The 13802-nt window shown below is 67.4% G+C and carries 17 protein-coding genes; 2 read left to right on the top strand and 15 right to left on the bottom strand.

Features of this window, described 5'->3' with window-relative positions:
• Positions 1-163: 163 nt before the first annotated feature.
• Genes ACRDTL_RS21965 through recO form a run of 3 tightly spaced genes read right to left on the bottom strand, consistent with a single transcriptional unit; the run spans position 164 to position 2224 of the window.
• Positions 164-553, bottom strand: coding sequence for a hypothetical protein (locus ACRDTL_RS21965; protein WP_431508809.1), 390 nt, complete (start codon positions 551-553; stop codon positions 164-166).
• A complete protein-coding gene (locus ACRDTL_RS21960) occupies positions 553-1434 on the bottom strand; it encodes a decaprenyl diphosphate synthase (protein ID WP_431508805.1) in 882 nt (293 codons plus the stop codon). Before ACRDTL_RS21960 ends, ACRDTL_RS21965 begins: the two co-directional genes overlap by 1 nt.
• A complete protein-coding gene (gene recO, locus ACRDTL_RS21955; RefSeq protein WP_431508804.1) occupies positions 1409-2224 on the bottom strand; it encodes a DNA repair protein RecO in 816 nt (271 codons plus the stop codon). The genes ACRDTL_RS21960 and recO overlap by 26 nt, the downstream gene beginning before the upstream one ends.
• A 62-nt stretch (positions 2225-2286) precedes the next feature.
• Between recO and ACRDTL_RS21950 the strand changes: the two genes are divergently transcribed.
• Positions 2287-3744, top strand: coding sequence for an amidase (locus ACRDTL_RS21950; protein WP_431508803.1), 1458 nt, complete (start codon positions 2287-2289; stop codon positions 3742-3744).
• A gap of 16 nt (positions 3745-3760) precedes the next feature.
• Here the strand turns inward: ACRDTL_RS21950 and era are convergent, their stop codons facing one another.
• The 9 genes from era to hrcA form a co-directional block, all read right to left on the bottom strand.
• Positions 3761-4660, bottom strand: a complete 900-nt coding sequence (gene era / locus ACRDTL_RS21945; protein ID WP_431508802.1) for a GTPase Era — start codon at positions 4658-4660, stop codon at positions 3761-3763.
• Positions 4657-4938 (bottom strand): cytidine deaminase, encoded by a 282-nt coding sequence (locus ACRDTL_RS21940; protein ID WP_431508808.1) that lies wholly within the window; start codon positions 4936-4938, stop codon positions 4657-4659. Before ACRDTL_RS21940 ends, era begins: the two co-directional genes overlap by 4 nt.
• 28 nt (positions 4939-4966) lie before the next feature.
• Positions 4967-6262: a hemolysin family protein gene (locus ACRDTL_RS21935; RefSeq protein WP_431508801.1), complete on the bottom strand. Its 1296-nt coding sequence runs from the start codon at positions 6260-6262 to the stop codon at positions 4967-4969.
• Positions 6259-6795 carry an rRNA maturation RNase YbeY gene (ybeY, locus tag ACRDTL_RS21930; RefSeq protein ID WP_431508800.1) on the bottom strand — a complete coding sequence of 179 codons (537 nt, stop codon included), beginning with the start codon at positions 6793-6795 and terminating at the stop codon, positions 6259-6261. The genes ACRDTL_RS21935 and ybeY overlap by 4 nt, the downstream gene beginning before the upstream one ends.
• A gap of 73 nt (positions 6796-6868) precedes the next feature.
• Positions 6869-7906, bottom strand: coding sequence for a PhoH family protein (locus ACRDTL_RS21925; RefSeq protein ID WP_431508799.1), 1038 nt, complete (start codon positions 7904-7906; stop codon positions 6869-6871).
• 7 nt (positions 7907-7913) lie between these two features.
• A complete protein-coding gene (locus tag ACRDTL_RS21920; RefSeq protein WP_431508798.1) occupies positions 7914-8492 on the bottom strand; it encodes a nuclear transport factor 2 family protein in 579 nt (192 codons plus the stop codon).
• Positions 8493-8624: 132 nt separating this feature from the next.
• The gene (locus ACRDTL_RS21915; protein ID WP_431508807.1) at positions 8625-9380 is read right to left on the bottom strand and encodes a 16S rRNA (uracil(1498)-N(3))-methyltransferase; all 756 of its coding nucleotides are present in this window, start codon (positions 9378-9380) and stop codon (positions 8625-8627) included.
• Positions 9377-10519, bottom strand: a complete 1143-nt coding sequence (gene dnaJ / locus ACRDTL_RS21910) for a molecular chaperone DnaJ (protein ID WP_431508797.1) — start codon at positions 10517-10519, stop codon at positions 9377-9379. Before dnaJ ends, ACRDTL_RS21915 begins: the two co-directional genes overlap by 4 nt.
• Before the next feature lie 60 nt (positions 10520-10579).
• Complete coding sequence (gene hrcA / locus ACRDTL_RS21905; RefSeq protein WP_431508796.1) at positions 10580-11623, bottom strand: heat-inducible transcriptional repressor HrcA; 1044 nt, start codon at positions 11621-11623, stop codon at positions 10580-10582.
• A gap of 129 nt (positions 11624-11752) precedes the next feature.
• On the opposite strand from hrcA, the gene ACRDTL_RS21900 reads away from it, so the two are divergent.
• Entirely contained in the window at positions 11753-12070 is a 318-nt protein-coding gene (locus tag ACRDTL_RS21900; protein ID WP_431508795.1) for a type II toxin-antitoxin system VapB family antitoxin, read from the top strand.
• 7 nt (positions 12071-12077) lie between these two features.
• Here the strand turns inward: ACRDTL_RS21900 and ACRDTL_RS21895 are convergent, their stop codons facing one another.
• From ACRDTL_RS21895 to ACRDTL_RS21885, 3 genes are all read right to left on the bottom strand, one after another.
• On the bottom strand, positions 12078-12596 hold the full coding sequence (locus ACRDTL_RS21895; RefSeq protein ID WP_431508794.1) for a hypothetical protein: 519 nt from the start codon (positions 12594-12596) through the stop codon (positions 12078-12080).
• Between the two features lie 73 nt (positions 12597-12669).
• A complete protein-coding gene (locus ACRDTL_RS21890) occupies positions 12670-13167 on the bottom strand; it encodes a hypothetical protein (RefSeq protein WP_431508793.1) in 498 nt (165 codons plus the stop codon).
• 46 nt (positions 13168-13213) lie between these two features.
• Entirely contained in the window at positions 13214-13798 is a 585-nt protein-coding gene (locus ACRDTL_RS21885) for a class I SAM-dependent methyltransferase (RefSeq protein ID WP_431508792.1), read from the bottom strand.
• Between the last annotated feature and the right edge of the window lie 4 nt (positions 13799-13802).

The following is a 13802-nucleotide window of genomic DNA, read 5'->3' as shown; positions in this document are numbered from 1 at the left end:
CGCAGCGGCACAGGCAGGCGCACAGCCCCTGCCCGCCCAGGCGCACGGCGCTCAATCCAAACCGGGGTTTGCCCAGCCCACACCACAACTGGCCATATGTTGCAATGACTACTTGACAATGCCCGGCGTTTCGACCGGGGACACGCACGCTCGCGGTGAAGGGCTAGCTGAGCAGCGTGCGGCGGATCTCGGCACCCTTGTCGAGCACCATCAGGATGAGCGTGCGCAGCGCCTCGTCGGTCAGGCCGCTGCCGGGGAAGTTGTAACGCAACATCACATCGGCGGTTTTGCCGGCCTTCTCCACCAACGCCACCGAGCCGAGCAGCGTGCTATCCGCCTGCTCGGCGACTCGGTCGCGAATCTTCTTGCTCAGCACCAGGCCCCACGCCAATACCTGGGTGAGCGACACCAGGTCGAGGTTCTCGATGATGGTCACCACCCGCAACGACGCGAGCGTGCCGTCGTGACGGACCGTCAGCGCCCCGTCGGCCTCCTCCTCGACCGGCAGCACCTCGCCGAGCACCAAGGCCAACCGCTCCCGCAGCGACGGCATCACGCGGTCCCGAATCGTCGGTGCCGTGACGCATATTCTGCACAGGCGGCCCACAGATCGCGGCGGTCATAGTCGGGCCAGAGTTTGTCGGAGAAGACGTACTCGGCGTAGGCCGCCTGCCAGAGCATGAAATTGCTGGACCGCTTTTCGCCGGAGGTCCGCAGCAGCAGGTCCACATCGGGGATGTCGGGCCGGTGCAGGTGACGGGTGATCGTCGCCTCGGTAACCCGGTCCGGATTCAATCTGCCCGCAGCTGCTTCACGCGCGATTTCCCTTGTAGCTTCCGCGATTTCGGTGCGGCCACCGTAGTTGACGCAGTAATTGATCGTGATGACGTCGTTGCCGCGCGTCATCTCCTCGGCGATCGCCAATTCCTTGATGACGCTGCGCCACAGACGTGGCCGGGATCCCACCCAACGTATCCGCACGCCGATCGCTTTGAGGTTTTCCCGACGGCGTCGCACCACGTCGCGGTTGAAGCCCATCAAAAATCGAACTTCCTCGGCGGAACGCTTCCAGTTTTCGGTGGAGAAAGCGTAGAGGCTGAGCCACTTGATGCCGACCTCTATTGCCCCGCAGGCGATGTCGATGACCACCGCCTCCCCCATCTTGTGGCCCTCGATGCGGGTCAGCCCCCGTTGGGTTGCCCAGCGGCCATTGCCGTCCATCACGACCGCCACATGATTGGGGAGCTGGTCGGCCGGAATCCGCGGTGCGGCCGCCTTCGACGGGTGCTGCGGCGGCCGGCGTGGACCGCCATCGGGCGATTGCGGCAGCTCCGGGAACACCACCGGCCAGGTGGATGTGTCGGGGAAGGTCGGGTAGTCGTCGGGGGCCGGGGCCAGCTGCGGGAAGTCAGCCAGCTTCTGATTCATCCCCATGGGCCACATCCTGCCCGACCAGCGCTATGCGCCGGTCGGCGAGGCTGGAATCAACCCGGTACATCCGCTCCACCAGCGGCAACGTTCGCAGCTGGCGCTCCAGGTGCCACTGCAGGTGGGCGGCCACCAATCCGCTGACGTGGCTGCGAACCGACTGCGGCGCGACGTGGGCTGCCTCCCAATCGCCGTCGCGCAGCGCGGCCATCAGATCGAGCGCGCCCAGCGGCGGCGTGGCGGAACCGGCTGGGCGGCAATACCCGCACACGCTGCCGCCGGCGGCGATGTGGAACGCCCGATGCGGACCGGGTGTGGCGCACCGGGCGCACTCGGTCAGCGCCGGCGCCCAGCCGGCGACCCCCATGGCGCGCAGCAGGTAAGCGTCCAGTACCAGCTCGCGGGGCCGCCGCCCGTCTGCCACCGCCCGCAGAGCGCCGACCGTCAGACTGTGCAGCGCCGGGGCCGGTGCCCGCTCCTCACCGGCGAGGCGTTCAGCGGTTTCCAGCATCGCGCACGCGCAGGTGTACCGGCCGTAGTCGCTGACGATGTCGGTGGCGAACGCGTCGATCGAGACGACCTGGGTGACGATGTCGAGGTTGCGGCCGGGGTGCAGCTGCACGTCGATGTGCGCGAACGGCTCCAGCCGCGCGCCGAACTTGCTGCGGGTGCGGCGCACACCCTTGGCCACCGCGCGGACCAGCCCGTGGTCACGGGTGAGCAGGGTGACGATCCGGTCGGCTTCGCCGAGCTTGTGCTGGCGCAACACCACCGCCCGGTCCCGGTACAGCCGCATCACATCAGTGTGGCATCGCCTGACGACATCCCCTCATACCCGCGCCGATAATGTCGATACCGATGAAGGAACCCGCTACCCCCCGTTTTCCGACCCTGACCGATCAGCTATACCAGCTGGCAAGCGGGGAGGTGACCTCCGACGAGCTGGTGCGGCGCTCGCTGCACGCGATCGACATGAGCCAGTCCACGTTGAATGCCTTCCGGGTGGTGCTCACCGAGTCGGCGCTGGCCGACGCCGCAGAAGCCGACCGGCGGCGCGCCGCGGGAGACGACGCGCCGCTGCTCGGCGTCCCGATCGCGGTCAAGGACGACGTTGACTTCGCCGGGGTGCCCACCGCGTTCGGCACCTTAGGTTATGTGCAGCCGGCCACCGCCGACGCCGAGGTGGTGCGACGGCTGAAGGCGGCCGGCGCGGTGATCGTCGGCAAGACCAACACCTGCGAGCTGGGTCAATGGCCGTTCACCAGCGGTCCGGGCTTCGGCCATACCCGCAACCCGTGGTCGCGCAAGCACACCCCGGGCGGATCGTCGGGCGGCAGCGCCGCCGCGGTGGCCGCGGGCCTGGTCACCGCCGCGATCGGCTCCGACGGAGCCGGCAGTGTCCGCATTCCCGCGGCATGGACACACCTGGTGGGTATCAAGCCACAACGCGGTCGCATTTCGACCTGGCCGTTGCCGGAGGCGTTCAACGGCATCACGGTCAATGGTGTGCTGGCCCGTACCGTCGCCGATGCCGCGCTGGTGCTCGACGCCGCATCGGGCAGCGCCGACGGCGATCTGCACAAGCCGGCGCCGGTGGCGGTTTCCGACCACGTCGGCACCGCTCCGGGCCCACTGCGAATCGCGATGTCGACGCGGTTCCCATTCACCGGGTTTGGAGCCCGGCTGCATCCGGAGATCAAGGCCGCGCTGGAATCGGTGGCCGAGCAACTGCGGCTTCTCGGCCACACCGTGGTGGCGGGCAACCCCGACTACGGGCTGCGGTTGTCGTGGAACTTTCTGTCCCGGTCCACCTCTGGACTGCTCGACTGGGCGGAACGGCTCGGCCAGGGGGTCGATTGGGACCGCCGCACGCAAGCCAACATGCGGATGGGCCGGTTGCTGTCGGAGTCGATACTGCGCACCGCCCGCGCACACGAAGCCGCCGACCACCGTCGGGTGGGCTCGATCTTCCGCATCGTCGACGTGGTGCTCGCACCGACGACCGCTCAGCCGCCGCCGCCGGTGCATGCATTCGACAAGTTGGGCGGGTTGGGCACCGACCGCGCCATGATCGCGGCCTGTCCGGTGACCTGGCCGTGGAATGTGCTGGGCTGGCCGTCGATCAACATCCCGGCAGGATTCACCTCCGAGGGCCTGCCGATCGGTGTGCAGCTGATGGGCCCGGCCAACAGCGAACCGCTGCTGGTATCGCTGGCCGCCGAACTGGAGGCGGTCATCGGCTGGGCAGCAAAACAGCCGGATGTGTGGTGGAACACCGGCACCGATACGCCGCCGGTCTCCAGCGGGCGGGTTTAGCCGGCGCGTTGAAAGCCTAAAATCCCAGTCGGCCAAGTTGTTTGGGGTCGCGCTGCCAGTTCTTGGCCACTTTGACACGCAGGTCGAGGTAAACCTTGGTGCCCAGTAGTTTCTCGATCTGGGTGCGCGCGACGGTGCCGACTTCCTTCAGCCGGGCACCGCCCTTGCCGATGACGATTCCTTTTTGGCTGTCGCGCTCAACAAAGAGCACCGCGTGCACGTCGATCAGGTCGTCGCGGCCTTCCCGGCCGACAACCTCGTCGATTACCACCGCAAGGGAATGCGGCAGCTCGTCGTGCACTCCTTCCAGGGCGGCTTCGCGGATGAACTCGGCCATCAGAACCTCCTCGGGTTCGTCGGTCAGTTCACCGTCGGGGTAGAACGCCGGGCCGGGCGGCAACGCGGCGGCCAGCACGTCGGTCAGTACATCGATCTGCTCACCGGTCACCGCTGAAACCGGGACGATCTCGGCTGCGGTTCCGACGAGCTCACCGGCCGCGGCCAGTTGCGCGGCCACCTTGTCCCTGGGCACTTTGTCGATTTTGGTGACGACCACGACCAGCGTGGTCTTGGGCGCGATGGACCGGATCTGCTGCACGATCCACCGGTCCCCCGGGCCGATAGCCTCGTCGGCCGGGATGCACAGGCCGATGGCGTCGACTTGGGCGTAGGTGTCGCGGACCAGGTCGCCCAGCCGCTTACCCAGCAGCGTGCGCGGCCGGTGCAGACCCGGGGTGTCGACCAGGATGATCTGGAAGTTCTCCCGGTGCACGATGCCGCGGATGGTGTGCCGGGTGGTCTGCGGGCGGTTCGACGTGATCGCGACTTTGGAGCCAACCAGCGCGTTGGTCAGCGTCGACTTCCCGGTGTTCGGCCGCCCCACGAAACAGACGAAGCCGGAGTGGAATTCGGTCACGGGTTGCCGGCACCGTCGGTCACGATGATCGCCGCCGTCGAGGAAAGTTCGCGCACAGCGGCGATGCCGGCGTCGTCGGCGGAGCCGGCCACCAGCACGGCGGCCTCCAACCCGACCGCGCCGCTGGACACCGCCGTGGCCACCGCCGTCTGCAGTGCGGTCAGTTGCAGCGCAGCGAGATTCACCGGTGCAGCGGCGTAAGTGCGGCCGTCGACGTCACGGACCGCCGCGCCGCTCACGGCCTCGGCGCGGGCCATCGCCGAGCGGGCCAGCACCATCAGCTTGGCGTCCTCGGGATCGAGCGGCTCAGCTGTCACCGGCGGCCTCCTGTCCGTCAGAGTCGATGCGGCTCAACAACACCGTGCCGATCCGGACCCGCCCGCGATGGTCGCGACCGCCCTCGGCGTGCAGCCGCAGACCATGGGATGTCACCTCGGCTCCGGGCAGCGGAACGCGTCCGAGCTCCAGCGCCAGCAGCCCACCCACGGTATCGACATCGAGGTCGTCGAATTGCACGCCGTAGAGCTCACCCAGGTCTTCGATCGGCAGCCGTGCCGACACCCGGAACCGATTGCTGCCCAAGTCCTCTACCGGTGCCGTCTCGGCCTGGTCGTATTCGTCGGCGATTTCGCCGACGATCTCTTCCAATACGTCCTCGATTGTCACCAGCCCGGCAATCGCGCCGTATTCATCGACCAGCAACGCCATGTGATAGCGGTCGCGCTGCATTTCCCGCAGCAGCGCATCCAGCGGCTTGGAATCCGGGACGAATACCGCCGGGCGCATCAGCTGCGACACGGTGGTGTCCCGCCCGCCGTTGGTCGAGTAATACGTCTGCTGAACGAGGTCTTTCAGATACACCACGCCGAGGATGTCGTCGACGTTCTCCCCGACAACCGGGATGCGGGAGTGCCCACTGCGCACCGCCAGTGATGCCGCCTGGCCGGCCGACTTGCCGCTCTCGATCCAGATCATCTCGGTGCGCGGCACCATCACCTCGCGGGCCGGAGTGTCGCCGAGCTCGAAGACCGACTGGATCATCCGTCCCTCGTCGGCGGCGACCACCCCGCGTTGCTGGGCCAGGTCGACGACTTCGCGCAGCTCGATCTCGGAGGCGAACGGCCCGTTACGAAATCCCCGACCCGGAGTCAACGCGTTACCCACCACCACCAGCACCCGGCTGATCGGCATCAGCAGCCACGAAATCACTTGCAGTGGAAAGGCGGCCACCAATGCGATGGAGTAAGCATTCTGGCGGCCCAGGGTGCGGGGGCCGACGCCGATCACGACGAAGCTGGTCACCACCATGATCGCGGCGGCGGCGAACAACCCCCAATCCAGGGTGAGGTTATGGCGGAAGAAGACCACCAGCAGCGCGGTCGCGGTGATTTCGCAGGTAATTCGCAGCAGCACCACCAGGTTCAGGTAGCCCGGCCGGTCGGTCATCACCTGTGCCAGGCGCCTCCCACCGGGGCGCTGGTCGCGTACCAGCTCCGCGACCCGGGCCATCGACACTGTGCTGATCGCCGCGTCGGTCGCGGCGAATAACCCGCCCAGGCATATCAGCACAATCGCGCCGAGCAGAAAGGCTAAGTCGGTCACGGCTCGTCGAAATACCTTGACTTGTCCAGCAACCGACTGTCCCGCTCAGTCTGGCGATCCTGGTGGTAGGCCTGGACCTGATCGGCAACCCACTCTTCGAGCAGCTGATGCTGCAGAGCGAGCATTTCCTTTTCCTCGTCCGGCTCGGCGTGGTCGTAACCGAGCAGATGCAGCACCCCGTGGATGGTCAGCAAGGCCAGCTCGTGTCCCAGCGAGTGACCGGCGGAAGCGGCGTGTTCGGCAGCGAATTCCGGGCACAGCACGATGTCACCGAGCATGGCCGGCCCCGGCTCGGGTGCGTCGGGCCGGCCGCCGGGCTCGAGCTCATCCATCGGGAAGCTCATCACGTCTGTCGGGCCGGGCAGGTCCATCCACCGCATGTGCAGGTCGGCCATCGCCGCGGTATCCAACAGCACCATCGACAGCTCGGCAGCCGGGTTGACGTCCATCTTCGCGATGACATATCGCGCGACGCTGACCAGTTCGGCCTCGGAGACGTCAATACCCGATTCGTTGGCGACCTCGATGCTCACTGGCGCCGCTCCTCCTCATCGCTCCGTCCCCAGCTTCGCGGGGACCCCACCGCATCGTCGCCGGCGCTGCTCATTAGCGCCGCTGACTACGCCCGCCGGATGCCCGCCGGCCGGCCCGGTTCATCGCCAGGCGAGGCTCCTCGTATTTGGCGTAAGCGTCCACTATTTCGGAGACCAGCCGATGCCGCACAACGTCGACGCTGGTCAGTTCGGCCACGTAGATGTCCTCGATGCCCTCGAGGATGTCGACCGCCGCCCGTAACCCGGACCGCGCCCCGGGCAGGTCGATTTGGGTGACGTCGCCGGTGACAACGACTTTGGACCCGAAGCCCAGGCGGGTGAGGAACATCTTCATCTGCTCGGCGGTGGTGTTCTGCGCCTCGTCGAGGATGATGAACGCATCATTTAACGTGCGGCCACGCATAAATGCCAGTGGCGCAACCTCAATCACGCCCGAGTCCGTCAACTTTGGGATCAGCTCCGGGTCCATCATGTCGTAGAGCGCATCGTAGAGCGGCCGCAGATACGGGTCGATCTTCTCGCTCAGCGTGCCCGGCAAAAAGCCAAGGCGCTCACCGGCCTCCACCGCCGGCCGGGTCAAGATAATGCGGTTGACCTGTTTGGTCTGTAGCGTGTTGACCGCCTTGGCCATCGCCAGATAGGTCTTGCCGGTACCGGCCGGGCCGATCCCGAAGACGATGGTGTTGGCGTCGATGGCGTCGACATAGCGTTTCTGGTTGAGCGTCTTCGGCCGGATCGTCTTGCCGCGGCGCGACAGGATGTCGAGAGTGAGCACCTCGGCCGGCGACTCGTTGCCGGTGCCGACCAGCATGGCGACACTGTGGCGCACCACCTCCGGTGTCAAAGGCTGGCCACTGGCCACGATCGCCAGCAGTTCGGAGATCACCCGTTCGGTGAGCGCAACGTCAGCCGGCTCGCCGGAGATGGTGACGGCGTTGCCGCGCACGTGCAGGTCGGCGGCCAGGATACGTTCGAGTGCGCGCAGGTTTTCGTCGGCCGAACCCAGCAGGCCCACGACGAGGTCGGGCGGGACATCGATGCTGCTGCGAACACTCGACGGATCAGCAGCGTTGGGCTCGCGGGGCGTCACGTGGTTTCTATTGCCTGCTTTCTGAGGGTGACGACACTTGGTGGTTCAGTTTACCTGCCTGCTCAGCGCTGAGCAGTGTGTTTGCCGGCAGGTCCTTGTCGAGCACCTTGTGGGCCTGTACGGCACCGGTGACAGGTAGCCCGGTGTCGTCGAGCAGACCGATCTGGCACAGCAGCGATGCCTGGTCCCAGTAGATCCGTTCATAGGCGACCTTGCCGTTCTCGATGCCCATCACCACCACCACCGGCAGCATGACCGGACGACCGGTCGGCGCCACGGTCGGCAGGAAAGCCGGTATGGAGATGTCGTGGGTGAACGACATGATCATCTCGTCGACGACGCGATCGGCACCGACGGTGCGACACACCGGGGTGATGGTGGTGTCGTCCGGCCAGTGGCCGATGAAGTAGTTGGTGTAAAAGTCGGTGAGCGCCGCCCCGCCGACCCCACCCATCATCGTCGGGACGTGGTTGACGTTCGGCTCGGCAACCATCGTCGCCATCGTGGCGGCCACATCCTTGGCGACGAACTCGTCGGCGACGTGCTCGTCAAAGATCGCGCTGAGATCAAAGGTTGTTTCGTTCATGTCGCCCGTCCTTCCGACGTCTCACGCTGAGACTAGGACTGAGACGCGCGCTGGGGGTACCACCCGCTTGCGGGGGAGGTTGTGGATAGCCGCCGCGGATTAACAGCCCTGAGTGCGATCTCGGGCGACGACCTACTTCCACCGGTCCGTCAGCACGCCCAGCGCACCCAACGCGACCGCGGCCGCACCAGAAGTACGCAGCACGCCGGGGCCCAGCCGGACCGTGACCGCACCCGCGTCAGTCAGCGCGGTGATCTCGTCGGGCGTGATACCGCCCTCGGGGCCAACAATCAGGATCAGCGAATTCGCTTGCCCTAAAGCCAGATCCGCCAGCTGTCCGGTAGCCGACTCATGCAGCACCAGCACTACCGACCCCGACGCCGCCGCGCCGGCCACTCGCTGGACAAGCGCCGCGGTGGGCAGCACGCCGTCAACCGGCGGGATATACGCGCGACGGGATTGCCCGGCCGCCGAGCGGGCGACCGCACGCCAGCGGCGCAGACCCCGCTCGACCCGGGCGTCGTCCCAGCGCGCCACACTGCGGGTGGCCTGCCAGGCCACAAACGCATCCGCGCCCGCCTCGGTGGCCAGCTCGATCGCCGGCTCAGAACGCTCGGCCTTGGGCAGTGCCTGCACGACGGTCACCGGCGGCTGCGCCGGCGGCACAGCCCAGCGGTCCAGCACCCGGGCCTGCAGGCCGCCCCGGCCGGCTTCTTCCACCCGGCAGCGGGCCAGCCCACCGGCCCCGTCGCCGAGCAGCAACTCCTCACCGGGCCGGATCCGCCGCACGGTGGCGGCATGAAAGCCTGCACCGCCACCGAGGACGGCCAGCGCACCCGTCTCGGGCAGCGCGTCAACGTAGAACAGGCCGGGCACGAGCCCGCTCAGCGGCCGCTGAACGTCTCGCGCAGCCGGCTGAACAATCCGCTGGCGGCCGCGCCGCGCGCGGCCCGGACTTCCGGCACGTCGCGGCTGCGCCGGCTCTTCAGTTCGCGCAACAGTTCGGCGTCGCGGTGCTCGAGCCGCTCCGGCACCACCACCTCGACGTGCACGTGCAGATCGCCGCGCACGCCGGAACGCAGGTGCGGCATGCCGTGGCCGCGCAGCGTCGTCACCGAGCCCGGCTGGGTGCCCGGGCCAATAGTGATCTCGGTGAGCCCGTCGAGGATCGCGTCCACCGTCACCGTGGTGCCCAACGCCGCATCGACCATCGGCAGCGAGATCGTGCAATGCAGGTCGTCGCCGTCGCGGACGAAGACGTCGTGGCCTTGCTCGTGGATCTCGACGTACAGGTCGCCGGCCGGTCCCCCGCCGGGCCCGACCTCGCCCTGAGCGGCCAGACGAACCCGCATACCGTCGCCGACCCCGGCGGGAATCTTCACGCTGATCTCCCGCCGCGCCCGCACCCGGCCGTCACCGCCGCACTGGTAGCACGGGTCCAGGATGACCTCACCGACACCGCGGCACGTGGGGCAGGGGCGCGACGTCATCACCTGGCCGAGCAGCGAACGCTGCACGGTCTGCACCTCACCGCGACCGCCGCAGGTGTCACAGGCCACCGGCACCGAGTCGCCGTTGGTGCCCCGGCCTCCGCAGCGGTCACAGAGCACCGCGGTGTCGACGGTGACCTGCTTGGTTACCCCGGTCGCGCATTCCGCGAGGTCCAGACGCATCCGCAACAGCGAGTCCGAACCCGGACGGACCCGTCCCGTCGGACCGCGCGAAGTGGCGGCACCGCCACCGAAGAACGCCTCGAACACGTCGCCGAGATTCCCGAACCCGGAGAACCCGTTGGCCGCGGCAGCGGCATTCTCCAACGGATCCCCGCCCATGTCGACGATGCGACGCTTCTCCGGATCGGATAGCACCTCGTAGGCGACGCTGATCTCCTTGAATTTCGCCTGAGCGTCCGCGTCGGGATTGATATCGGGATGCAGCTCGCGCGCCAGCTTGCGATAGGCGCGTTTGATCTCCGTATCGCTGGCGTTCGTGCTCAAGCCGAGCAGACCGTAGTAGTCGCGTGCCACGCCTGACCTTTCTTGTGCCGCGTTACGCGGCCATCAACCAACTTTGCTGCGGGTTTGCGTTCACCGGGTACCAAGCACTTCGCCGATGTACAAAGCAACCGCAGCGACACTAGCGATAGTTCCCGGATAGTCCATTCGAGTGGGTCCGAGCACACCCATCCCGCCGTAAACGGTATCGAGAGTGCCGTAGGCGGTGGACACCACCGATGTACCCGCCATCTGCTCGGCCTCGGTTTCGTGCCCGATGCGCACCGTCACCTTGCCGGCCTGTTGTTGGGCGGCCAGCAGCCGCAGCACCACGACCTGCTCCTCGAGCGCTTCCAGAATTGAGCGCAGCGAACCCCCGAAGTCGGCGGTGTTGCGGGTCAGGTTGGCGGTCCCGCCGAGCAGCAGCCGCTCCTCGCTGTGCTCGACCAGCGACTCGAGCAGCACAGTCGCCGAGCGCCCGACGGCGTCGGACAGGCTGTTGGACGATCCGCCGCGCCTGTCGAAGTGCCCGGCCAGCTCGGAAACCGCGACCGATGCCGCCGACAGCCTCTTGCCTTCCAGTGCCTGGCCAAGCATCTCCCGCAGCTGGGACAGCTGATGGTCGTCGATCACGTCGCCGAGTTCGACGATCCGCTGGTCGACTCGCCCCGAGTCGGTGATGACCACCATCAGCAGCCGCGCCGGGGTGAGCGGAATGACTTCCAGGTGACGCACCGTCGACGTCGACAGCGTTGGGTACTGCACGACGGCCACCTGACGGGTGAGCTGGGCCAACAGCCGCACCGCGCGGCGCAGCACGTCGTCAAGGTCGACGCCGGACTCCAAGAAGCCCTGGATGGCGCGCCGCTCAGCCACCGACAGCGGCTTGACATCGTCGAGCCGGTCGACGAACTCGCGATAGCCCTTCTCGGTGGGCACCCGTCCGGAGCTGGTATGCGGCTGGGTGATGTATCCCTCGGCCTCCAGCACCGCCATGTCGTTGCGCACCGTGGCAGACGAGACGCCGAGGTTATGCCGCTCCACCAGCAACTTCGAGCCGATCGGTTCCTTGGTGGCGACGAAGTCGGCGACGATGGCGCGCAGCACCTCGAAGCGACGATCGTCGGCACTGCCCATCCGGTCCACCTCCCTGACCCGGTTCATTTTACGGTGATCAGCAGCGGGTTACGGTTACCGGCGGGGAGGACTAGCCTTATCAACCGTGCCCACGTCGAGCCTGGGCGACGCGTCGAGGACGATCCGCGAATGATTTTCAAGGGTGTGCGTGACGGCAAGCCGTACCCCGAACACGGCTTGTCTTACCGGGACTGGTCGCGGATACCGCCGCGACAGATCCGGCTCGACGAACTGGTCACCACCACGAAGGTGCTGGCGCTGGACCGGTTGCTGTCGGAGGACTCCACGTTCTACGGCGATTTGTTCCCGCACGCGGTGAAGTGGAGAGGCATCCTCTACCTGGAAGACGGCCTGCACCGAGCGGTACGCGCCGCACTGCGCAACCGCACTGTGCTGCATGCGCGGCTGCTGGACATGGACCTCGACTGGGACCCCGCGCAGGCTTAGCTGCGCATCAGTTGGTGGCCGTGGCCGCCTGCACCAGCGCGATCGCGGCGTCGTGCTGCATCATCCAGTTGCCGTCCTGGTTGACGAACGCGAGGTTCTTGGTGACCGGCCCGGCGAACTTGGGACCCGAGATGGCTACGTCGGCGGTGGCCGCATTCGGACCCGGCGACGCGATATTCGTCACGTTGAACTGCTCCGGAAAGTTCCCGTTGCGGTACGCCTTTCTCAGGTCGTGGTCGGCTACATGACCCTCGTCCGGACTGATGCCGTTTTCGACCAGGTTTTGCTTGGTCGTGTACGACACGCCGGGATCGGTGACTTGGTTGCAGAGGTTTGACAACTGGTCAGCGGTCGGCAGGGCCCCCGGCGCGCCCGGCGGCGCCGGCGGCGGCGGATCCTGGGCAAGCGGCGTGCCGAAGGCAACCAGCTGCACGGCCGGGCTCTCGGACGCAATGGACACTCCGGCGGCTGCGGCTCCAATCGCGGCAACGACAGCCACACCTGTGGCGAGGGCTTTGACGGTCATGACTGTCCTTTCCGGACGTAGTTGTTCTCAGTGGTCATAACAGTAACCGTGTGTTGCCGGACACGGCAGACCGTCAGTGCCCCGAGGCCGTTTGCAGCAACGACATCGCCGAGTTGCGCGAGAGCAGCCAGCTGCCCTGGTTCACGAACGTGACGCTTTGCGTGACCGGCGCGGTCAGCTTGGGACCGGAGACGGCCACATCGGCCGTGGCCGCATCTGCGCCGGCCGGTGCGATGTTGGACACGTTGAACGACAACGGCAGCTGGCCCTTCTTGGCGGCCTTTTGCAGCGCGTGATCGGCCATGGCCGCCTCGGTCGGGCTGATCCCGCCTTCCACCAGCCCGCCCTTGCTCGCGAACGGAACGCCGGGGTCGGCGAGGCTGGTCAGCACGCTGGTCAGCTGGCCAGGGGTCGGCAGGCTTGCGGTCTGGTCTGCGGGCAAAGGCGCGCTGAAGACGACGGGCTGCACCGCCGATGCGGCCGGGCTGACGGTCATCGAGGTCACGCCGGCGGCGGCGGCTCCGATTGCGGCCATGGCTGCCACCCCGGTGGCGAGGGCTTTCACGGTCATAGCTGTCCTTTCAATTCATGGTTAGGGGCGCTAAGCGTCCACCCGGTTATGTGTTCGTGTTTCCGGGACCCGGCGTTACACGGGTCCCCGCCCGCGCCACCAGCCAGGCCTCACCATCGCCCTCTCCCGCGGCGATCACAGCGAGTCCGGCGAACGCCGCGAGGAGCTCACCGGGCCCGGCCCGAAACGGGCCCGGGCTGCCGCCGACCTCGCTGAGCGCACTCACCGCGAGCACTGCGCCGACAGACAGCCGGTCGATGATCGCCCGGTCGAGGCGGCGGTCCCGAAACTTGTGGCACAGGATGACGTCGACGGGCGGTCCGGGCGGAAGGCCGTCGTCCAGGTCGATGACGTCGAACCGGCAGCGATCGTCGACGCCGGCGCGGTGAGCCAGGTCGCGAGCCCCTCCGATGGCCACCAGCGAAACATCGAGCCCCCAGACATCCAGGCCTCGTCGCGCCAGCCACACCGCTCCGAGTCCCTGCCCGCAGGCCAGATCGAGAGCGCGCCCCGAGGCCGGAAAGACATCCCGGTAGGGGGCGAACACGACAGGCGGGTCGCCCGGGTTGACCGACGCCGGACCCTGCCTCGTGTACGTCTTGTCCCACCGGATGCGGTCCTCGTCGGTCACCGGG

It is taken from the genome of Mycobacterium sp., from assembly GCF_050700595.1.
GTDB lineage: Bacteria > Actinomycetota > Actinomycetes > Mycobacteriales > Mycobacteriaceae > Mycobacterium.
This window is presented reverse-complemented; position numbering and strand designations above follow the sequence as displayed.

Coding starts and splice junctions, on each gene's coding strand:
- recO (WP_431508804.1), bottom strand. CDS start 2,224: ATGCGGCTGTACCGGGACCGGGCGGTGGTGTTGCGCCAGCACAAGCTC.
- ACRDTL_RS21890 (WP_431508793.1), bottom strand. CDS start 13,167: ATGACCGTGAAAGCCCTCGCCACCGGGGTGGCAGCCATGGCCGCAATC.
- ACRDTL_RS21960 (WP_431508805.1), bottom strand. CDS start 1,434: ATGGGGATGAATCAGAAGCTGGCTGACTTCCCGCAGCTGGCCCCGGCC.
- ACRDTL_RS21895 (WP_431508794.1), bottom strand. CDS start 12,596: ATGACCGTCAAAGCCCTCGCCACAGGTGTGGCTGTCGTTGCCGCGATT.
- hrcA (WP_431508796.1), bottom strand. CDS start 11,623: ATGGGCAGTGCCGACGATCGTCGCTTCGAGGTGCTGCGCGCCATCGTC.
- ACRDTL_RS21900 (WP_431508795.1), top strand. CDS start 11,753: ATGATTTTCAAGGGTGTGCGTGACGGCAAGCCGTACCCCGAACACGGC.
- ACRDTL_RS21940 (WP_431508808.1), bottom strand. CDS start 4,938: ATGGTGCTGGCCCGCTCGGCGATGGCCCGCGCCGAGGCCGTGAGCGGC.
- ACRDTL_RS21920 (WP_431508798.1), bottom strand. CDS start 8,492: ATGAACGAAACAACCTTTGATCTCAGCGCGATCTTTGACGAGCACGTC.
- ACRDTL_RS21950 (WP_431508803.1), top strand. CDS start 2,287: ATGAAGGAACCCGCTACCCCCCGTTTTCCGACCCTGACCGATCAGCTA.
- ACRDTL_RS21965 (WP_431508809.1), bottom strand. CDS start 553: ATGCCGTCGCTGCGGGAGCGGTTGGCCTTGGTGCTCGGCGAGGTGCTG.